This is a genomic window from Bifidobacterium pluvialisilvae, assembly GCF_019331695.1.
GTDB lineage: Bacteria > Actinomycetota > Actinomycetes > Actinomycetales > Bifidobacteriaceae > Galliscardovia > Galliscardovia pluvialisilvae.
The window spans coordinates 303,967-325,506 of record NZ_JAHBBI010000002.1; the positions used below are offsets into that span (position 1 = coordinate 303,967).

Below are 21,540 nucleotides of genomic sequence, written 5' to 3' on the forward strand. Positions count from 1 at the left end.
GATGATGTCCGGTTCGTGGAAGACCGCCCACGAACCGGACATCATCGCGTTGATCAAACGGGGCTGCAGCGCCCGGTGGCGAGACTTACTCGCCGAGGGCCTTGTCGACGACGTCCTCGGCCTCGTCGAGCACCTTGTCGAGCGCGTCGGGGGAGACGAACGACTCGGCGTACACCTTGTAGATGTTCTCGGTGCCGGAGGGGCGGGCCGCGAACCAGTTGTCCTTGGTCGTCACCTTCAGGCCACCGATCTTCGCGCCGTTGCCCGGCGCCTCGGTGAGCTTGGCGGTGATGTCCTCGCCGGCCAGCGTCGACGCGGTCACGTCGTCGCCGGTGAGCTTGGCGAACTTCTGCTTCTGCTCGAGCGTGGTGGGCGTATCGACGCGCTTGTACCACGATTCGCCGAAGCGGGCCACCTGGTCCTTGTGCAGCTCGGCCGGGTTCTTGCCGGTCTTGGCGGTGATCTCGGCGGCGAGCAGGTCGGGGATGAGACCGTCCTTGTCGGTGGTCCACACGCGGCCGTCGCGGCGCAGGAAGCTCATGCCGGAGCTCTCCTCGCCGCCGAACGCCACCTCGCCCTTGAACAGCGGGTCGACGAACCACTTGAAGCCGACCGGCACCTCCACGAGCTTGGCGCCGATGGACGCGGCCACACGGTCGATGAGCGAGGAGCTCACCAGCGTCTTGCCGATGCCGGCGCCCTTCGGCCAGTCGGGACGGTTGCCGCCGAACAGGTACTCCACCACGACGGCGATGTAGTGGTTCGGGTTCATCACGCCCCAGTCGGGGCAGACGATGCCGTGGCGGTCGGCGTCAGGGTCGGTGCCGCCGACGAGGTCGTACTTGTCCCACGCGCCGGCGTTGAGCTCGTCCACGAGCCCCTTCATCGCGTACGGCGAGGACGGGTCCATGCGGATCTTGCCGTCGTGGTCGATGGTCATGAAGCGCCAGGTCGGGTCGACCTCCGGACGCACCACGCCGATGTTCAGACCGTACTTCTCGTTGATGAGCGGCCAGTAGTTCACCGACGCGCCGCCCAGCGGGTCGATGCCCAGACGCACGCCGGAGTTGCGGATCACGTCGAAGTCGATGACGTTGCCGAGGTCGGCCACGTAGTGCTCACGGAAGTCGAAGCCCTCGACGTACTCGGACTTGACGGCCTCCTCGTACGGCACGCGCTTGACGTTCTTGTAGTCGCCGAGCAGCTCGTTCGCGCGGGCGGCGATCGCGTTGGTGGTCTCGGCCGGGGCCGGGCCGCCGGTGACGGGATCATACTTGAAGCCGCCGTCGGTGGGCGGGTTGTGGCTCGGCGTCACCACGATGCCGTCGGCCAGTCCCTCGCCGGTGAAGCGCTGGGTGCCGTCGGCCGCGCGGTTGTGCGTCAGGATGGCCTGGGAGACGACCGGCGTGGGCACGAAGTCGTCACGCGAGTCGATGCGCACGTGCACGCCGTTGGCGACGAGCACCTCGATGGCGGTCTTCTTCGCCGGGCCGGACAGCGCGTGCGTGTCGGAGCCGAGATACAGCGGGCCGGTGACGCCGGCCTTCTTACGGTATTCGGCGATGGCCTGCGAGATGGCCACGATGTGGGCCTCGTTGAACGAGGTCTTCAGGGACGATCCGCGGTGGCCGGACGTGCCGAAGATGACACGCTGCTCGGGGACGGACGGGTCGGGGACGAGGTCATAGTATTTGCCGATGACCTCATCGACGTTGATCAGATCTTCTGGGGTGGCGGGCTTGCCCGCATTGTTAGCAACCATGAATCCATTCTGCCACAGGCCGTTTCAAAACCGGCGTGTTCGCTTCTCCGTGTTGTGAATGTTCGGATAATCATCAATGTTCGTTATTGTTCCGTTCATACGGTTCGTGACGTTGTCATGACGCCGCGGAAACGATTACAGTGACAGAGGTACGCAAGGAGGCGAGACGATGAGGACGGAGGACAGGCGCGCCGCGAGCGTCGTCGTCGCGGCGCTCGGCGGCGCCGGCAACATCCGCGGACTCACGCATTGCGCCACGAGACTGCGGTTCGAACTGCGCGACGCCGGGCGCGTCGACGAACGGATGCTGGACGCCGACCCGGCCGTTCTCGCCGCCATCGCCCAGTACGGCGGGCGGTACCAGGTGGTCATCGGCGGGGCCGTGGAGGACGTCTATGACGCGATCATGGCCATGCCCGCGGTCCGTGATGCGGTATCGCATACGGATGACGCCGACCGCGACGCCGACATCGCCGCCACCGATGATGATGACGCGGACGCCCGCATCGAAACGACACCGCGCCGGGACGGCGACGAGGCCACCGAGCCCCCGTCATCCGGCATATCCGCCGTGTTTCACGGGAAACATGGCATCACACGACGCGTCGCCCGCTGCTGCAACTGGTTCTTCGAATATCTTTCCGACTCGTTCCGGCCCATCATCGGCGTGCTGCTCGGCGCATCCATCATCATCGCGCTGGTGAACATGTGCCTCGCCCTCGGCGTCATGCCGAACGACGAGGCATCGGCCGGCTGGGTGTTCGTCAAGGCGATGTGGAAGGGCGTGTTCGTCTTCCTGCCGATCATCGTGGCCTACAACGCCTCGAACAAGCTGCACGTGGACCCATGGCTCGGCGCGATGATCATGGCCGCGCTCATGACCCCGCAGTTCACCGGCCTCATGAACGCCGCCGACGCCGATTGCTCCGTCGACCCCACGCTGGGCGTGCGCTCCTGCACGGTGCACGTGTTCGGCCTGCCCATGCGTCTCAACGACTACAGCGGCAACGTGTTCGTGCCGCTCATCATGGTACTTGCGCTCGCCGCCCTGTACTGCGGCCTCAGACACGTGCTGCCACGCAGCGTGCGCATCGTGTTCCTGCCGTTCGTCAGCATGGTCGTCATCACTCCGCTGACCGCGTTCGTGCTCGGCCCGTTCGGCGCATGGCTGAGCAACGGCATCGGCGTCTCGCTGGCATGGCTGAGCATGCACGCGCCGTTCGCGTTCGCGATACTGCTGCCGCTCATCTATCCGTTCATCGTGCCCATCGGTCTGCATTGGCCGCTCAACGCGCTCATGATCGTCAACGTGCAGACGCTCGGCTACGACTTCATCCAAGGACCGATGGCCGTATGGAACTTCGCCTGCTTCGGATCGACCGCCGGCGTATTGCTCCTCGCCGTCCGTGAGCGCGACGACGCCATGCGCCGCACCGCCACGGGCGCGCTCCTGGCCGGACTGCTCGGCGGCCTGACCGAACCGAGCCTCTACGGCATCCACCTGCGGCATCGGCTCATCTACCGTCGTATGCTCGCCGGCTGTGCGGCCGGCGGCCTCACCGGCGCCGTCCTCGGCGGCCTGTTCCCCTCGGTGACGCCCTCCGGCGAGGTCATGCATGGCGTCATCGCATGGTCGTTCGCGTTCACGTCGCTGCTCACCATCCCCCTGTTCAGCCGCATGTGGGTGTACGTGGCGTCCATCGCCGTCGCGTTCGTCGTACCGATGGCGCTTATCGCGATATTCGACTATCGTACGAAGGTCCCCACCACGGATGGCGATAATCCACAGTCGGCGGGGGAGAAGGGGATAACGCTGGGGATATCCGAAAACGACGCCGATACGGCGGCCGATATCGTTGCCGATGTTGCCGATGATGCGGACGCCGCCGAAATCGACAGTGGCATCATCGACGATGACGTCACCGCGGTACTCGCGCCGATCGCCGGCGCCGTACAGCCGCTCGACGACGTCGCCGACCCCGTCTTCGCCTCGCGCGCCCTCGGCGACGGCGTCGCCATCCGCCCGGCCGACGGCGATGACGTCCGCACCATCCACGCCCCCGCATCCGGCGTGCTCAAAACCGTCGCCGGCACCGGACACGCCTTCGGCGTCCGCACCGACGACGGCATCGAGATACTCCTGCACATCGGAGTTGATACAGTAAGACTGGAAGGTGAAGGTTTTACCATGACGGTGTCCAAAGGCGAACGCGTACAGGCCGGCGAACCGCTGGCCACGGTCGACCTCGCGGCGATACGCCGGGCCGGATACGACGCCACGACGATGATGACCATCACCAACACCGCGAAAATGACGACGGTCGCCCCCCACACCGGATTCACGGCCGACGTCGGCGACCCGGTGATCATGGTCGAACGGTAACGGCGGCGAAAGGCGGCATCATGGAGATTCTTCGCGTATTCAACAACAACGTCGTCCTCGCCAAAGACGACGACGGCACCGAAACCGTCCTCACCGGACGAGGCATCGGATTCCAAGGCAAACCCGGCCGACCCGTCGACACCACCAAAATCGTACGGAAATTCATCCCCGCCGACGGCCGCGACCCCGACCACCTCGCCCAAATGCTCGCCGGCATCGCCCCCGAAACCGTCCGCACCGTCATCAACGCCCTCCGCGACGCCGGCCTCGCATCACTCGGCGACAACACCACCGTCGTCACCGCACTGTCCGACCACATCGACAACGCCCTCAAACGCATCGCCGCCGGAACCCAGATCGCCTACCCGCTCCGCGCCGAAGTCAGCAACCTCTACCCGGACGAATACGATCAGGCCACACGGCTCCTCGACGCCATCAACACCCACCTCGCCGCCGACGGACACCCCACCCTCCCCGCCGACGAAACCACCGCCCTCGCCATGCACCTCGTCAACGCCGGCTTCGCCACCGGCGACCTCTCCTACACCTACACCATGACCGGCGTCATCCAACAAATGATGACCATCATCGAAGCCACCTTCGACGTCGTCTTCGACCGCGACTCCGTCAACGTCAGCCGATTCATCACCCACGTCCGCTACCTCTTCGTCCGCATCCGCCAAAACAACCAGCTCACCGACGAACCCGCCCCCATCATCCACGCCATCGGCCAGTCCTACCCCAAAGCCCTCCAATGCGCCCAACGCATCGCCGCGGTACTGGAAATGCGGCTCGACGCCAACCTCACACGGGACGAGGTGGCGTATTTGGCTCTCCACATCGCCCGCGTCAGCGGGATTTCCGAATGATGGAGCGCCTTCCGCGTTGCTCCTCAGTCGACGTACCTTCGTACGCCTTCCTTCGGTGCGCCTTGAAGTCGCACGCATCATTCGGAAATCCTGAAATCGCCGAGTAGAGAAGCGTCATCGGCACGTCGGCAGACTCGACGTACCTTCGTACGCCTTCGCCTGCCGTCGCATGCCTCGCGCTCGATGGATCGCGCTCGCATCGGCTACGGACAGTCCACTGGACTGTCCGCTTGACGCCTCAGCACATCATTCGAAAAACCCCCGAGTAGGTAGACGCCTTCGCTCCCGCTGGCGGGAGCTGGCCGCCGCAGGCGGACTGAGGGTGGTCGGTCCGGTCCGAAGCGGATGCCCTATGATGCCCGATTCGTCGCCATCCGACCTGCATCAAACGTTCGACACGCCGATACGTTATTCACGTTGACCTATTAACGACGTTAATGTATATTGTTTTTCGCAAACACAAATCTGTAGGCAATGGAGGCTACGAACTATGAGCATCCGCGATCACCTCACCGGTATCGGGCATGTCGGCATCCCCACGAACGACCTTGAAGGCACCATCGCATACTACGAGAAGCTGGGCTTCGAATGCGAGGGCATCTATCCGAACGGCGACGACCGCTGCACCTTCCTGCATCTCAACAACCTCGTCCTCGAGGTGTGGACGATGGCGGAACCGGCCGGCGTCACCGGCGCGATCAACCACTTCGCCATCGACGTCACCGACATCGACGCCGCGTTCGCCGAGGCCGAAAAGCTCGGGCTGAACCTCGTCGAGGGCTCCGTCCAGCACATCCCCACGTTCCACGAGAACGGCATCCGCTACTTCAACGTCCTCGGACCGAACCACGAGACCATCGAATTCTGCCAGATCCTCTAAGAACCTTTGGATTCTCCGGGGAATCCCACGAATCCGAATCGCATCAGGCCGAGATACCCGCAAACGGCTCCCGGCCGCAACCGATAACCGAATATCCATAACTGAACGCCATTCTTCTTTCGTTGGCCTTAGCTTCCGCGGGTTACGGCGAATCCTCCAGGCTCTCCAGCCGTCTCCCGGCGCATATGGCATGCGCCGGTGCATGACGGACGGTCGCGGCGAAGCGATCGAGGGCCTGAGTATCGATTACCCATTCGCGTAACCCGGCGTGTTTGCCGAGCCAAGGCCGACGACAGGCGTCGACGACGGCCCGCCATGCCGTCCCGCGGCCATGCGTCGCCGGGTTGCGCACCTCATGAGAGAAGACATCATGACACAAGCAGCAACCATCCCCACCATGGACCCCGAATCCACGGAGCCCGAGAACGCCGAGGCCACCGGCAGGAAGACCAAGTGGATCGAGTTCTCCGACGGCTACCTCGACCGCACCCCGGTGCTCCAGTTCGCCATGACGGCGATCCTGTTCGGCATCTGGGCCGTCGCATCCAGCCTCAACGACGTGCTCATCACCCAGTTCAAGGCCGTGTTCTCGCTGAGCGACCTCGCCACCGCGTTCGTGCAGAGCGCGTTCTACGGCGGCTACTTCCTCATCGCCATCCCCGCATCGCTGTTCATCAAGAAGACCAGCTACAAGCTGGGCATCATCGCCGGCCTGTCGTTCTTCGCCGTCGGATGCTTCATCTTCTTCCCGGCGAGCCGACTGGTGACGTACGAGGTCTTCCTCTTCGCCATCTTCGTCGAGGCCATCGGCCTGAGCTTCCTCGAGACCTCCGCCGACACGTACGCCACCCTGATGGGTCCGAAGCGTCTCGGCACCGTGCGACTCAATGTGGCGCAGACCATGAACGCCCTCGGCCTCATCACCGGCATCCTGCTCGGCAAGTACCTCGTGTTCCAGGACTCCAACCTGCACGCCGAAATGGCCAAGATGGCCCCCGACGCCGCCAAGGCCTACGGCGCCGAACAGCTCGGCCGCACGCTCGAACCGTACAAGTACCTGCTCATCGTGCTCGCCGTGCTCATCGTGCTGTTCGCCATCACCAAGTTCCCGAAGTGCCGCCCCGCCACCAAGGAGGGCGCCGTCGCCAAGGCCACCCTCGGCGAGACCATGAACTACCTGTTCCACAACGGCCGCTTCTGGAAGGGCATCGCCGTGCAGTTCATCTACGCCGGCGCGCAGACGGGCATCTGGTCGTTCACCATCCGACTCGCCCTGAACCAGGGCGGCGCCTCCATGACCGACCGTGACGCCGCGAACTTCATGATCATCAGCTACATCGTGTTCTTCGTCGGACGACTCGGCGCCAGCTACCTGCTCTCCCGCTTCCGCGAGACCCGCGTGCTCGCCGTGTTCATGATCGGCGGCGCCATCGTGCTGCTCGGCACCGCGTTCCTGCCCGGCATGACCGCCGTATGGTTCGCCGTGGCCGTGAGCTTCTTCCTCGGACCGGGCTGGCCTACCATCTACTCCCGTACGCTGAAGACCGTCGAGGACCGTCGCCACACCGAGACCGCCGGCGCGATCATCGTGATGGCGCTCGTCGGCGGCGCGTTCCTGCCCACCCTGCAGGGCGCCCTCTCCGACGCCTCCACCATGCAGTTCTCCTTCATCCTGCCAGCCGTCGAGCTCGCCATCGTGGGCCTGTACTTCATCACCGAATTCAAGCGCGACAAGTACACCCCCGCCCAGCTCAAGGACATGGCCGAGAAGACCGAAGCCGCCGAATAGTCCGGCACGTAGTCCGGCAATTTTCCGGCATCCGATCATTCGGATTACATGATATGGCCCTCGCCGTGCGATGCATGGCGAGGGCCATATGATATATATTCCGTATCGGAGCTGTATCGCGTCGTTTGTTTGTATCGCATCGTTGGAGGGATTCGGCATGATCGCACGCACGGTCGTCATCGGCACCCCGCTCGGACTGCACGCCCGTCCGGCCGCCCGGTTCGTGCAGGCCGTGGCCGACACCGGACTCGACGTGACCATCACGCGCGACGGCCGCACGGTCAACGCCGCCGGCATCCTCGGCGTCATGTCGCTGGACGTCAACGGCGGCGACACGGTGACGCTGACGGTCGACGACAACGGACGGGACGATATCGCCGACGTCGCCGGACGGCTGGATGCATTGGCCGCACTGCTCGCGACGAATCTCGACGCCTGACCGCCGGTGGCCAGGCGTCGAGATTCGTCGGTCTACGCGGCGGACGCCGCCGGCTCGGGCACGCGCACGCACAGCGCGCGATGCTCCACGGTGAACTCGATATGCGAGGTCCTGCCGAGGATATCGCCGTCCACCTGCGCCAGCGCCGGCTTCTCCAGACGGATTTCCGCACGCGACCCCTGGATCTGGTCGACCGACGAATTCGTCGACAACGGATTCTGCTCGGCTTTCCTCGTGATCGTCTGATGCAATACGTCGCCGAACAGGTTCGCCCATCCGATGATGCCGCCGGTCGTGTCGATGAGCTCGAAATCAAGGATGCCGTCGTCGTACGAGGCCTCGGGCATGAGCGCGAAACCGGGGATCTGGCCGCAGTTGCCGGCCATGAACGTGCGGAACGCCACGTCGCCGGACGTCTCCTCGCGCCCGTCCGGCCCGCAGATGGTGAAGCTGCCGCGGTATTTCGGCGTGAACAGGTTCTTCACCCCACCCACGAAATACGCCAGCCAGCTGATGTTCTTCTTCAACGCCGGATCGGTGTCGTCGATCATCGCGGCGTCGAAGCCGATGCCCGCGATGATGAGGAACGCGTGTCGGCGCTCCGGCTCGTCGGAGTCCAGCAGTGTCATACGTCCCATGTCCACCTTGCGTGAGCCGTGCGAGATGGCCACCTGCAGGGCGGCGTCGACGTCGCCGATTGGAATGCCCATGTTGCGGGCGAACAGGTTGCCGGTGCCGATGGGCACGATGCCGAACGGACGGTCCGTGCCGGCCATCGCGCTGGCCGCCGTACGCACCGTGCCGTCGCCGCCCACCGCCACGATGGCGTCGGCGCCACGGTCCATGGCCTCGAGCGCGCACGCCTTGCCGTCCTTGTCGAGCTGCGTGTCGATGAACATCGGCGGGGTCATATCGCGAGATTTGAAGAACTCGATGATCTGGGCGCGGATGTCCTCCGCACCCGGCTTGGACGGGTTGAGAATGAAAGCGTAGGTGGCGGATGCCTCGTCACGCCGTTCGATGGCGGTGATCAGACGGCGGCGGCGAACCACGGCGACGATGCCGGCGACGACGGCCGCGGCCGCGGCCGCGGCGACGATGACGATGAGGATGATCCAGCCTACAGACATGAGTCCATTGTCGTAACCGACGGTCGTGGAGGCGCCGCGGTGCCATGAATTTCTTCGTTTTCTGCACGAATCATACGGTCCCGGACAGGGGCCGGCGTGTCTTACGCGGGCATTATCGTAAGCCCTATGCTTGATATTCAATTCATTCGTGAACATGCGGACGTCGTCAAGGAATCCCAGCGCAAGCGCGGCGAGTCCGTCGAGCTCGTCGACGAGGTGCTGCGGTCCGACGAGGCGCGTCGCACCGCGCTCAAGGAGTTCGAGACCGCCCGCGCCGAGCAGAAGGCCATGGGCAAGAAGGTCGCCTCCGCCCCGGCCGACGAGAAGGCCGCCATCATCGCCCAGACCAAGGAGCTCGCCAACAAGGTCACCGAATTCAAGGCCGAGGCCGACAAGGCGTCCGAGGAATACACCACCGCCATGTGGAAGCTCTCCAACATCGTGGAGCCCGAGGCCCCCGAAGGCGGCGAGGACGACTACGTGGTCGTCAAGAAGGTCGGCCAGATCCGCGACTTCGCGGCCGAGGGCTTCGAGCCGAAGGACCACCTGACCCTCGGCACCGGCGTGGCCGGCATCGACATGCGCCGCGGCGTCAAGGTCGGCGGCTCCCGCTTCTACTTCCTGCGCGGCGCCGTGGCCCGTATGCAGATCGCCATGCTCACCATGGCCGTGGACCAGGCCGAGAAGAACGGCTTCATCCTCGCCATCACCCCGACGCTCGTGCGCCCCGAGGTCATGGCCGGCACCGGCTTCCTCAACTCCCACGCCGATGAGATCTACCGCCTGCGCGAACCCGACGACCAGTACCTCGTCGGCACCTCCGAGGTGGCGCTCGCCGGCATGCACGAGAACGAGATCCTCGACCTGTCCGACGGCCCGCTGCGCTACACCGGCTGGAGCTCCTGCTACCGCCGTGAGGCCGGCGCCGCAGGCAAGGACACCTCCGGCATCATCCGTGTGCACCAGTTCGACAAGGTCGAGATGTTCGTCTACTGCAAGCAGGAGGATTCCCGCGCGCAGCACCAGGCGCTGTTGGCCATGGAGCAGGAGATGCTCGGCAAGGTCGAGGTGCCGTACCGCATCATCGACACCGCCGCCGGCGACCTCGGCTCCTCCGCCGCCCGCAAGTTCGACTGCGAGGCCTGGGTGCCGACCCAGGGACGCTACCGCGAGCTGACCTCCACCTCGAACTGCACCGAGTACCAGGCCCGCCGCCTCAACATCCGCGAGCGCGTGGAGGACGGCGGCACCCGTCCGGTGAGCACGCTCAACGGCACGCTGGCCACTACCCGCTGGCTCGTCGCCATCCTCGAGAACCACCAGCAGAAGGACGGTTCCATTGTGATCCCGCAGGCCATGCGCCCGTACATGGGCGGCCGCGAGGTCATCGAGCCGACGAAGTGGGAGGCCTGACGGCCCACGGTATTCCGCGACTGAGGCCCGATGCTTCGCCTCCTGCTACGAACAGTCCACTGGGCTGTTCGTCTAAGTTGGAGGCCTGATTCCGTCAGGGAATCATTGATTGACGCATGATGCGGTTCCGTGCCATACATCCGTGGCACGGAACCGCATTGTCGTATCTGCGCGCGTTCCGTGCCGCGTCACGGATGCGGGCGCTTCTGGCAATCGTTGGAATTTCAATGATTCCCCGAAGTCGGGTGCTGGGCGTCGTGTCAGGGAATGCAATCATGACGACCGTCGTCGTTCCCTGCCGCGATATTCCGGCACGGAACGCAACATGGTCATGAATCTTTCTTCCGTGGCATGGCGCCAAAATCATGCTGCGTCAACTGTGCGCAAGCGCTGTCTCTACTGCAATTGTTAGCGTGTCGTAAACGCTGATAATTGTCGGATGACAGCGTTACTTTTTTCTCGTTCCGAGTAAACCAACAATCCCGTTCGACCGTGCCCGAGGCGTCGCTGAGATGACCTTCGATGGCTACGACGGCGGGCCTCGTATGGAAGAGACCAACGATGACGCAGGAGCAGAACAGCGCCAGTCAGAAGAACGTCAAGAGCGAATCCTCCAAGGCGGCGGTGGAGTCCGCCGCATCCGCCGGCCGCCCCGCCTCAGCCCCCGGCGCCGGCCGCTTCTTCACCCTGCCGGTCATCTCGCTCATCTCCATGAGCTTCATGCTTGGCATGAGCGAGTTCATCGTCGTCGGCATCCTGCCCGACATCGCCGAAGGTCTGAACGTGCCGCTCACCACGGTCGGCGGCCTCGTCTCGCTGTTCGCGTTCGTCTACGCGCCGGCCACGCCCATCGGCGCGTCCATCAGCTCCCGGTTCGAACGCTTCCGCACCATGATCTTCCTCGCTGTGGTCTTTCTCATCGGCAATCTCATGTGCGCGTTCGCCGTCGGCTACGGCATGCTCGTGGCCGCCCGAATCGTCATCGCGCTCATCTCCGGCACCACGGTCGCCGTCTCCATGACCTTCGCCGACGACGTCGCCTCCAAACGCAACCGCACCAAGTTCGTGGCCTGGGTGTTCTCCGGCTTCTCCATCGCCTCAGTGTTCGGCGTGCCGATTGGCACGTCCATCGCGAACGCGTTCGGCTGGCGTTGGGCGTTCCACGTCATCAACATCCTCACCGTCGTGCTCATCGTGGTCATGTGCCTCGTGCTGCCGAAGAACCATTACGGGCCGAAGTCGCGCTTCCTCGCGCAGTTCTTCATCTTCACCGAGAAGCGCATCTGGGGCGGCATCCTCGCCGTCGTGTTCGCGGCGGCGTCGACCTACGTGTTCTATACGTATCTCACGCCGATTCTTGAACAGGAGATCGGCATCCCCGCGCAGTACATTTCATTGGCGTTGGGCGCGTACGGCGTGGCATGCCTCGCCAGCAACCTGTACGGCGGCAAGCTCGGCGACCGTGGCCGCGGCGTCGTACCGCTGGTCAAGGGGCGGCCCATCTATCTGATTCAGGCGGTGTTCATGGCGGCGCTGCCGTTCGCCGTGCTCAACATCGTGGTCGGATGCGTGGTGCTGCTGGTGCTCGGATTCCTCATGTATCTGCAGAATACCGCCTCGCAGGTGCTGTACATGGACGTGGCCGCCGCCACGCATCCCGGCTCGCTGAACCTCGCCTCGTCGTTCAATTCGATGTCGTTCAACATCGGCATCGCGCTGGGTTCGGCCGTCGGCGGCTTGGTGACCGACCATATCGGCATGCGCTGGCTCGGGCCGTTCGGCGCCGTGTTCGCCGTGTGCGCGTTCCTGACCGCCGTGTGGCTCAACGTCGACCTCAAGCGTCGCGAGGCCGCCGGGGGCGGTGCCGCCAAGGCGTGACGTCCCGCAGGGTTTGGCGAAACCCGCATTATGGATTATGATGTAACGCGTGCTTTTGCACGAACGTCGTCCACGACGGCCGTGCATCGCATGGACAGGTGTCTGAGCGGTCTAAAGAGACGGTCTTGAAAACCGTTGAAGCGCAAGCTTCCGCGAGTTCGAATCTCGCCCTGTCCGCCATCGGCTCCCGGGAACCTTCCCGGGAGCCTTTTTCGTTGCCGACCGGTTCACTCTTTTTCCACCCTGTAAAAGAGTGAATCGTCAAATGGTCGAAACGCAACATTATGCAACTGCGCAATCGTTGAGATTCCGGGAATGTCATGTTCTGTTGAGAATGGTTCCTATTCACTCTTTCTAGCCCCGTTGAAAAGAGTGAACGGCAACACGGGAGTACAGTGGCCTAGTAACAGCCAACATCAGGGGGATTCCGATGCCGTATACGCCGAAAAACCGTCGTTCCGAAGAGGCCAACGTCATTTTTGACTTCTGCGATGTACTGCTGCAGTGGGACCCGAAGGGCGGCACCTACGACCTGTTCGCCGAACGGTCGTCCGTGGACGTGTGGAAGGCGTTCTACGACAAGGACGCCGACTACGGATTCTGGCATTACGACGGCCTGCTCGACGCCGGCATGGATGCCGCCGAGGCCGCCGCCGACTACCGCCGCCGTCATGCGGGGGAGCGCGGGGAGGAAGCGTTCGACCTCTACCTCGCCCATCGTGATCTGGCGTTCCGCGGCATGATTCCGGGCATGGACACGCTGCTTGAACTGCTGCATGCGCGCGGCGTCCCCACCTGGGGGCTGACGAACTTCACCGCCGACGCGGTAGCCTACGCGCAGGACCGGTATCCGGCGATGCGGCTGCTGAACGACGTCGTCGTCTCGTCCGTGGAACGTCTGAAGAAGCCGGATAGGCGCATCTACGAGCTCGCCGCAGAACGGTTCGGCGTCGACCCGGCGCGGTCGGTGTTCATCGACGACAAGCCATGGAACGTGGAGGCCGCGCGCGACGCCGGATTCCAGGCGTTCGTGTTCGTCAACGCCATGGACGCCCGAGGCCAGCTGGCGCAGGCCGGCGTACGGCTGTAGGGCGACCGGCGGCCGGGCAGGATTCGCCGCGCGCCGCGACCGATGCGCGGCTGGCAGGCACGGGCTTATTTTCGGTGGATCAGGCCATGCCAGACGACGTGCGCGAGTGCGGCTCCGGTAAGCGCCACCGTGGCCGCCACCTTCGGTTTGCGTAGTTCGTTGCGCAGGGACGCGCCATCGGTCACGATATGGTCGCCGACGAACACGCGCACCTCGTTGCCGGAATGGCGGCCGATGAGTTCGCCATAAGTGAGCATGCGGGTGTCGTATGCGGCCGGGTCGTCCTCGTGGAACGTGAACAGGCGGATGCCGCGCAACGCCGATTTCGGCCCGTATGACGTGAATCCGCAGGTGGGGGCGTAGCCCAGGTCGAATCCGTCGACGTTGCCGACGAATGCGTTCTTGTGGTCGTGCCCGGCGAACAGGGCGAAGTAGCCGCCGGCCTTGCGCATGGCCTCCACCTCGCCGCAGTTCACGTCGGCGCAGCCGATGGATTCGCCGAGCAGCGAGCCCGGCCGGCATTTCGATTCGTCGAGCAGATAGCATTTGCCGGCGAACGTGCGTGTGCCCTCCACGGCGTATGGGGTCCATGCCGGCACTTCGCGCAGGCACTGGTAGAACTCCTGCGGGGGGATGTGCTGGAAGGCGATGGCCGGCACCGGTCGGCCGTCGCCGTTGCGTTCGCCGAGATGGCGCTGCACGTCGTGCAGCCATTGGATGGCCTCGGGGCTGGGCGTGCCGTATCCGGCGCTGTCGGCCAGGTCGAGGGCGCGGGAATGGCTCGCGTACAGTTCGTAGGGGACGGTGTCGGCGGTCTGGGAGGCAAGCTGGACGGGGCTTTCCACGTGCGATCCGGGCTCGCCGTCCTCGCCGCCGGTCTCGCCGGCATAGTCGCCGGAGTTCACCATCATCACGCTCATGGTGATGCGTCCCGCGCCGTCGGACGCCTCCACAGGCAAAGCGAACGTGCCCGGCTCGCAGGCCAGCGGGTCGTTGTGGTCGGCGGCCAGCGCACTCGGCGTGTCGGGGATGCAGCGCCGGTTCAGGCAGCCGGGGAATTCGCGATACATGTCGTCCTGCTCGTCGGCGAGCACGCCGCATTGGAAGTCGTGGTTGCCGTAGGTGGCGGCGAACGGCACCCCGGCGGTCGTGGCCGGTTCCAGGAACGAGGAGAACGTCGCGCGCACCTTCTCTCGCGTGCGGTTCATGGCCGCGGCGGCGTTGTCGTCCGAGGGTTTCACGCCCTGCACGGCCGCCTCGAACTTCGTGATGGCGCGCACATGGGCGCCTGGCCGATCGCCGCGCCGACGGAGGAACGTGTCGATGTAGGCGGGGTCGTATCCGCGGATCTGGTCGCCGGTGAGCACGATGAGGTCGGGGTCGGAGACGGCGATGGCCTCGCGGATCAGTCGTATCGTATCCTCGTTGACGTCGGGACCGTCCTGGATATCGGCCATCTGCAGCACACGGAACGTGCCGTTCTCGCGAAATCGAAGTGTCATGGACACCACTCTATATCCGTGGGGTTCACCAACCTGAATAACAGGTGCCGGAACGTTGAAGCCTGCACGAACTGTTCGCGGTGGATGAAAAACCGGCCCGTCCTCCCGCGGTGTGGACGGGTGGACGGGCCGGTTCCCGCCATATGGTCATGGCGTCGGGAAGTGCCGGGAACGGCACGGTTGTTCACGAGGCGGCCGACGTGCGGACGGCCGCCTCCTCATGTGGCTACAGGATGCCCTGGGCGACCATGGCGTTGGCGACCTTGACGAAGCCGGCGGCGTTGGCGCCGAGCATGAGGTCGCCCTCGTGACCGTATTCCTTGGCGGCGGCCAGGGATTCGGCGACGATGGTCTCCATGATGTTCTTCAGCTTGGCGTCGACCTCGTCGAACGTCCAAGACAGGCGGTAGCTGTTCTGGCTCATCTCCAGGCCGGAGACGGCGACGCCGCCGGCGTTCGCGGCCTTGGCCGGGCCGTACAGCAGGCCGGCTTCCTGATAGACGGCGATGGCCTCCGGGGTGGACGGCATGTTGGCGCCCTCGACCACGGCCTGGACGCCGTTCGCGACGAGGGCCTTGGCGGATTCCTCGTCGATCTCGTTCTGGGTGGCGCACGGCAGGGCGATGTCGCACTTCACGGTCCACACGCCCTTGCAGCCCTCATGGTATTCGGCGCCCGGCACGCGCTCGGCGTACTCCTTGATGCGGCCGCGCTCGACCTCCTTGATCTGCTTGACCACGTCGACGTTGATGCCGTTCGGATCGTAGACGTAGCCGTTGGAATCGGAGACGGTCACGACCTTCGCGCCCAGCTGCTCGGCCTTCTGCGCCGCGTAGATGGCCACGTTGCCGGAACCGGAGATCACGACGGTCTTGCCTTCGAACGAATCGTTCTTCAGCACGCGCAGGGCCTCGGCCGTGTAGTAGCACACGCCGTAGCCGGTGGCCTCGGTGCGGGCGAGCGAGCCGCCGAACTCCAGGCCCTTGCCGGTGAGCACGCCGGAGTATTCGTCGCGGATGCGCTTGTACTGGCCGAACAGGTAGCCGATTTCGCGGCCGCCCACGTTGATGTCGCCGGCGGGGACGTCGGTGAACTGGCCGATGTGACGGCACAGCTCGGTCATGAACGCCTGGCAGAAGCGCATGACCTCGGCATCGGAACGGCCCTTCGGGTTGAAGTCGGAGCCGCCCTTGCCGCCGCCCATCGGCAGCGTGGTCAGGCTGTTCTTGAGGATCTGCTCGAAGCCGAGGAACTTGATGACGCCCTCGTTCACGGTCGGATGGAAGCGCAGGCCGCCCTTGTACGGTCCGATGGCGGAGTTGAACTGAACACGGTAGCCGCGGTTCACCTGCACCTTGCCTTCGTCATCGACCCAGGCCACACGGAACTTGACGATGCGCTCGGGCTCGACGATGCGCTCGAGGACGCCGTTCTTCTCGTATTCGGGGTGCTTTTCGACGACCGGTTCGAGGGATTCGAAGACCTCGCGAACGGCCTGCAGGAACTCCGGCTGGTCACCGTCGCGCTGCTCCACCTGATCGTAGACGCGCTTGAGATATTCGTTGTTCAGCATCATGCTCCTTAGCATGTAGGGAGCCTCGCCGCCGTGTTTTCGCCGCATACGTACACTGATGCCACGGTCGGCATGGGCCATGGTCGTGACGTGATCGCGGAAAGGGCGGCAACGCTCTGATTGGTGAGAACACCTTCATCATAGGTCAGATTGCCGCCCAAGTGAATACCTATTCCACATATAGGAAAACCCTATTGCGGGTTGCGTGCGGACGTGCGTGGCCCCGCGTGTGGGCCACACGCAGGGCCACGAAGTCTACTGCGCGGCCTCCGCCTCGTCGAGGCCGTCGAAGCCACCGAGGATCACCGTCGTGGCGATGGTCTGCTCGGTGATGTTCACGCCGGCGTTGCGCAGGTCGATGATCATCAGCGCGTACTTGTGGAACGTGCGGTCGGAATACGTGCCGAGTTCGCCGCGCAGATACGTCTCGAACGACGTGGTGCCGATCTCGTCCTGATCGGTGGTCAGCACGCGCATGGCCTCGCCGAGCTTGGGATAGCGTTCACGGAACTCGCGCGCCCACTGCACCTGTTGCCTGATGACGGCCTCCTGGGCCTCCACGCGCTCATGGTCGAGCTTCGGCAGCGAGGGTTCGAGCTCCTTGTGGTAGCGTTCGGGCTCGGTGGATTCCATCATGCGCGCGTATTTCTCGGTCAGCAGGTTGCGGCCGTTCGCGTCGGCGTCGTCAAGGTCCTGCGCGTAGCTGTCGAGCAGGTCGATGCGCCAGGTGAGGAACTGGCTGATGCGCATCTGGTGGAACGTCGGCCAGTTGCCCTGGCAGTTGGCGCGGCCTCCCTGGTTGTTGACCTCCTGGAACTGGTTCCATTCGTGGCGCACGATGAGCTCGGCCTTATGCGCCTGCTCGTTGATGTCGTGCTGCTCGTCGTACCACAGCGTGCTGATGAGCGTGTGGTCGGCGCTTTCGTTGGTCGTGTTGGTGACGGACATGATTGCATTGCCTCCGATGATGGGTTCCGTGGGTCGGTTCTACAGGCTCTTGAGCCAGGGGTTGGCGATGTGTTCCTCCACGTACGGGCGCTGCCATTCGAGGAACGTCTCATCGCTGCGCGTCCAGCCGTCGCGTTGGATCTCCGTGAGCACTTCGGCGCATAGGTGGTCGATGATCGACTTCACCTGGTCGACGACCGGGCCCGCGCCCTTGCCGCCCTCGCCGAAACCGGCACCGCCGAAGCAGGCGGCCGAGGAGAGCCGCAGCAGCGTCTCCAGCTGTTCGGCCGAGTCGTCCATGCGCGTGACCGGTCCGCGGCACAGCTTGCGCAGCGCGGCGAACTGCCACTTGTAGTAGGGCAGGTATCCCACGGTGATCGGCTCGTTGACGAGGTAGACGAACGACGAGACCGCCTTGACGAACTCCTCGATGGACAGCCACGCGGCCGCGCCGTCGCCGCGCTGGATCATGCGCGGGAAGTTGTATTGGCCGGCCTGCGAGATCATGCCCAGCCTGCGCGAGACCAGCGCGATGCGCACGTCCTCGGGCATGTCCTTGAAGCCCTGGCGGGTCTTGGAGAACGCGCCCAGCGGGTCGGCGAAGATCTGGCCGTTGGTGGCGGCGGCAAGCGTCGCCTCGTCGAGCATCAGCCACTCGTGCGCCTTGGAGGGGTCGTCTCCGGGCGCCTGCCGGTAGCCGGTGATGCCCTCGAAGAAGTCGCCGATGGAGAACGCGCCCTCGCGCCGGTTCGCACCCTGGGCGCGCGGCGTCGCCGAATCGGCGCTCTTCACCGTGAAGCCCATGAACTCCTTCGGCAGCAGCGTCTCGTAATCATGCTGCAGCTGCTCGCCGATCTTCGCATAGTCCTCGTCGGTCAGCCACATGCAGAAGCGCGGGCCGAAGTCGTGGTCCTGCGAGATCTCATCGTCGAATCCGTAGCATTCCGAACCGTGGCCGACCAGACCGGCGGCGATGCGGCCCTTGTATTCCGGATAGCGGTCGGCGATCATCGGCTTGCCGCAGTGCTTCCAGTACTCCTTCGCCAGTTTCAGTCCGGTGATGGCCGGGCGTGCCGTGGCGACGGGCCTGGCATCGGGTACGGCCGGCGCCGGGGAGGCCGCCACGCCGGCACCCGCCTGTGCGGCCGACGACGTCATCGCCTGACGCTCCTGGTCCACATGCCAGTCGAACGACTGCGCCGCGCCCGCAAGCTTCGTGGCCGTGGCCGAGTCGTCGGCGAACCGCGAGCCCTCGTCGTCCCAGAAGTCGGAGCCGTCGTCGGCCGGCACGGCGACGCCGGCCTTGGCCGCGGCCGCCTCCGCGCCTTCGAGGTTCTCCTTGGTGATCGTGTAGTAGTCGTTGTGGCCGTAGCATTCCTCGATGACGGCCAGCGATTTGCGGTAGGCGCGCACCGCGTTCGCGAGATCGCCCGCATGGAAGCACGCCTGCGCGTAGCCGGCCAGCGCCGATGCGAAGTGGGCGCTGTTTTCCAGATGGCCGCGCTTGTAGATGCGCAGCGCCTCGGCCGCGTGCTTGAGCGCCTCGTCGTCGCGTCCCTCGTTCATGAGGATCAGCGCGAGATTCGTGTGCGTGGACGCCACGTCCACGTCCTCGGTCACGTTCACACTCGACGATTCAAGGATCGACAGCGCCTTGCGCAGCTCCTGCTCGGCCGGTTCCAGACGGTTGGTTTCGGAATACAGGATAGAAAGATTGTTGTGCAACGCGGCCAGACGACGGTCGGTCGGCGCCAGCGTCCTCTCGCTGGATTCCAGCGCCTCGCGGTAGAGCCTCTCGGCGTCGTCGTACTTGCCGGCCGCGCGGGTGGCGGTGGCCGCGTTGATGAGCGTCGTCGCCCAGGCGTCGCTGCCCTCGAGTCCCATGCGTTTCGCCAGATCCAACGACTCCTTGACCAGCGGCAGGTTGTCGTCGTGACGTCCCTGCGAACGGTAGAATCCCAGCAGTTCGTTGATGACCGTCAGCTGGCCGGCGTCGTCGCCGAGCCGTCGGGCCTCGTCCAGCGATTCCAGCAGATACGGCTCCGCCTTGGTGGCCGCGTCATGCGCCGAGAAAATCGCGTCGAGACCCTTGATGAAACCATTGACGTCAAACGCTTCGTTGCCCATGCATCCCCCTGATTCGATAGCGGGTTTGTATTCACATCAAGTCTAGACGTCCGGCGGGGGAGTATGCCGGACGACGGCCGTAAAACCCATGTGATATTACCCACAGCCCACTTCGGTCACCTGAGCGGAGTCTTTCCCCCGAGTCGTCACCTGAGCGGACTCTTCCCTCATGTCATCCTGAGCGGGGCCCTTTTCATGCCATCATGTCGTCCTGAGCGAGCATAGCGAGTCGAAGGATCTTTTGACGCTTCAAGATCCTTCGACTTCGCCGCAGGCGGCTCCGCTCAGGATGACAAAAAGTGCGCGGCTCCGCTTGGGATGCCGAAAAGTGGTGAGGCTCCGCTCAGGATGCCGAAAAGTGGCGCGGCTCCGCTTGGGACGACGACGGGGATGCGGTCACGACGCCCGTCACACCTCGACGCGGCGCAGTCGCTCGTAGGCGTCGGTATGGGTCTCGTGACGCAGCGAATACACGGCGAGGCAGACCACGGCCAGCAACGCCAGCGGCGCGCCAGCCAGCGCGGGATAGTGGTAGTTCATGCCGGTCGCGTTCAACGCGGCGCCGCCGATGATGGAACCCACGGCGTTGCCGAAGTTGAAGGCCACCTGCACGGCCGCGCCGCCGATGAGCTCGCCGCCGCCCTTGCCTGCGTTGGCCATGAGCAGCTGCTGCGGCGAGGAGACGAAGAACAGGCCGAACGCCACGACGAACGTCATGACCGCGGTGCCGACGTGGCCGCCGGGGATGAGGAAGACGACGACCAGGCCGATCATGGAGATGGTCTGGCCGAGCGCGGCGGTTCCGGCGTAGCGCCACGCGTCGCAGATCCTGCCGCCGACAAGGCCGCCGACGACCATGCCGAAGCCGGCGAGCATCATGAGCATCGGCACGAATCCGGAATCGTAGCCGCCCACGGTGGTCAGCCACGGGGAGACGTAGCTCCACCAGCAGAACACGCCGCCGTTGCCAAGGAACACGGCGGCGAGGATGAGCCACGGGCCGCGCCGCCGCAGGAACGCGAACTGCCCGGCCAGTCCCACGTCCTTCACGGCCGGCAGTGCGGGGATCCATGCGATAACGAGCGCGATGGTGACGGCCGCCCATACGGCGAGCACGCCGAACGCCAGCCTCCAGGAGAGGAACTCGCCGAGCATGGTGCCGGCCGGTACGCCGAGCATGTTGGCGATGGTCTGCCCGGTGACCATGGCGGAGACGGCCTGCGCCTCCTTGCCTTTGTCGGCCACGGTCTTGGCGATGACGGTCGCCGTGCCGAAGAACGCGCCGTGCGGCAGCCCGGAGATGAACCGGGCGAGGATGAGCATGCCGCTGCCGACGGAGAACGCGGACATGGCGTTGCCGATGACGACGAGCGCCATGAACAGCAGGATGAGCCGCTTCGGCGGTATGCGGCGGCCGAACACGAGGATGAGCGTGCCGACGCATACGCCGATCGCGTATGCGGAGATGTAGTGGCCCGCCTGGGGGATGGTGACGTGCATGTCGTGCGCGGCCTGCGCGAGGATGCCCATCATGACGAATTCCGCGGCGCCGAGCGCAAACGCGCCGAAGGCCAACGCGACAAGGCTTTTCTTCATCTTCTTCTCTCCACGTGTGCGATGGGTTGTGCGACTGCGTAGGAAAATGAAAAACCCCGCTCGTGAAGAGCGGGGTTTGCTGGTCGGGCTGGCGGGATTTGAACCCGCGGCCTCTTCGTCCCGAACGAAGCGCGCTACCAAGCTGCGCTACAGCCCGTAAG

General features: G+C 64.8%; 15 protein-coding genes and 2 tRNA genes. 9 read left to right on the plus strand and 8 right to left on the minus strand.

Translation table 11 applies throughout. The annotated features are described in order from the left end of the window. Positions 1-85: 85 nt before the first annotated feature. Complete coding sequence (gene pgm, locus KIH77_RS02665; RefSeq protein ID WP_219099525.1) at positions 86-1,762, minus strand: phosphoglucomutase (alpha-D-glucose-1,6-bisphosphate-dependent); 1,677 nt, start codon at positions 1,760-1,762, stop codon at positions 86-88. A 169-nt stretch (positions 1,763-1,931) separates the two neighbouring features. Between pgm and KIH77_RS02670 the strand changes: the two genes are divergently transcribed. The 5 genes from KIH77_RS02670 to KIH77_RS02690 all read left to right on the plus strand — a co-directional run bounded on the left by KIH77_RS02670 (position 1,932) and on the right by KIH77_RS02690 (position 8,122). Next, positions 1,932-4,145, plus strand: coding sequence for a glucose PTS transporter subunit IIA (locus tag KIH77_RS02670; RefSeq protein WP_219099526.1), 2,214 nt, complete (start codon positions 1,932-1,934; stop codon positions 4,143-4,145). Positions 4,146-4,165: 20 nt separating this feature from the next. Beyond that, a complete protein-coding gene (locus KIH77_RS02675) occupies positions 4,166-5,014 on the plus strand; it encodes a PRD domain-containing protein (protein WP_219099527.1) in 849 nt (282 codons plus the stop codon). Between the two features lie 490 nt (positions 5,015-5,504). Then, positions 5,505-5,894, plus strand: a complete 390-nt coding sequence (locus KIH77_RS02680) for a VOC family protein (protein WP_100510055.1) — start codon at positions 5,505-5,507, stop codon at positions 5,892-5,894. A gap of 370 nt (positions 5,895-6,264) precedes the next feature. After that, on the plus strand, positions 6,265-7,683 hold the full coding sequence (gene fucP / locus KIH77_RS02685) for an L-fucose:H+ symporter permease (RefSeq protein ID WP_236024405.1): 1,419 nt from the start codon (positions 6,265-6,267) through the stop codon (positions 7,681-7,683). A gap of 157 nt (positions 7,684-7,840) precedes the next feature. Next, positions 7,841-8,122, plus strand: coding sequence for an HPr family phosphocarrier protein (locus KIH77_RS02690; protein ID WP_219099529.1), 282 nt, complete (start codon positions 7,841-7,843; stop codon positions 8,120-8,122). A gap of 32 nt (positions 8,123-8,154) precedes the next feature. Here KIH77_RS02690 and KIH77_RS02695 read toward each other — a convergent pair whose 3' ends face one another. Next, on the minus strand, positions 8,155-9,252 hold the full coding sequence (locus KIH77_RS02695) for a diacylglycerol/lipid kinase family protein (RefSeq protein ID WP_219099530.1): 1,098 nt from the start codon (positions 9,250-9,252) through the stop codon (positions 8,155-8,157). Positions 9,253-9,378: 126 nt separating this feature from the next. On the opposite strand from KIH77_RS02695, the gene serS reads away from it, so the two are divergent. From serS to KIH77_RS02715, 4 genes are all read left to right on the plus strand, one after another. Then, complete coding sequence (gene serS, locus KIH77_RS02700; RefSeq protein ID WP_219099531.1) at positions 9,379-10,665, plus strand: serine--tRNA ligase; 1,287 nt, start codon at positions 9,379-9,381, stop codon at positions 10,663-10,665. A 711-nt stretch (positions 10,666-11,376) separates the two neighbouring features. Next, positions 11,377-12,543: an MFS transporter gene (locus tag KIH77_RS02705; protein WP_236024417.1), complete on the plus strand. Its 1,167-nt coding sequence runs from the start codon at positions 11,377-11,379 to the stop codon at positions 12,541-12,543. Between the two features lie 92 nt (positions 12,544-12,635). Then, positions 12,636-12,723: transfer RNA gene (locus KIH77_RS02710), tRNA-Ser, on the plus strand. A gap of 250 nt (positions 12,724-12,973) precedes the next feature. Beyond that, entirely contained in the window at positions 12,974-13,633 is a 660-nt protein-coding gene (locus tag KIH77_RS02715) for an HAD family hydrolase (protein ID WP_219099533.1), read from the plus strand. Between the two features lie 65 nt (positions 13,634-13,698). On the opposite strand, the gene KIH77_RS02720 is transcribed toward KIH77_RS02715, so the two are convergent. The 6 genes from KIH77_RS02720 to KIH77_RS02745 form a co-directional block, all read right to left on the minus strand. Beyond that, the gene (locus tag KIH77_RS02720; RefSeq protein WP_219099534.1) at positions 13,699-15,135 is read right to left on the minus strand and encodes a metallophosphoesterase; all 1,437 of its coding nucleotides are present in this window, start codon (positions 15,133-15,135) and stop codon (positions 13,699-13,701) included. 226 nt (positions 15,136-15,361) lie between these two features. Next, complete coding sequence (gene gdhA, locus KIH77_RS02725) at positions 15,362-16,708, minus strand: NADP-specific glutamate dehydrogenase (RefSeq protein ID WP_219099578.1); 1,347 nt, start codon at positions 16,706-16,708, stop codon at positions 15,362-15,364. A gap of 255 nt (positions 16,709-16,963) precedes the next feature. Beyond that, entirely contained in the window at positions 16,964-17,656 is a 693-nt protein-coding gene (locus tag KIH77_RS02730) for a DUF4125 family protein (RefSeq protein WP_219099535.1), read from the minus strand. A 39-nt stretch (positions 17,657-17,695) separates the two neighbouring features. Then, complete coding sequence (locus KIH77_RS02735; RefSeq protein WP_219099536.1) at positions 17,696-19,783, minus strand: DUF4037 domain-containing protein; 2,088 nt, start codon at positions 19,781-19,783, stop codon at positions 17,696-17,698. Between the two features lie 408 nt (positions 19,784-20,191). Further along, on the minus strand, positions 20,192-21,379 hold the full coding sequence (locus KIH77_RS02740) for an MFS transporter (protein ID WP_219099537.1): 1,188 nt from the start codon (positions 21,377-21,379) through the stop codon (positions 20,192-20,194). A gap of 80 nt (positions 21,380-21,459) precedes the next feature. Then, positions 21,460-21,536 (minus strand) — tRNA-Pro (locus tag KIH77_RS02745). Between the last annotated feature and the right edge of the window lie 4 nt (positions 21,537-21,540).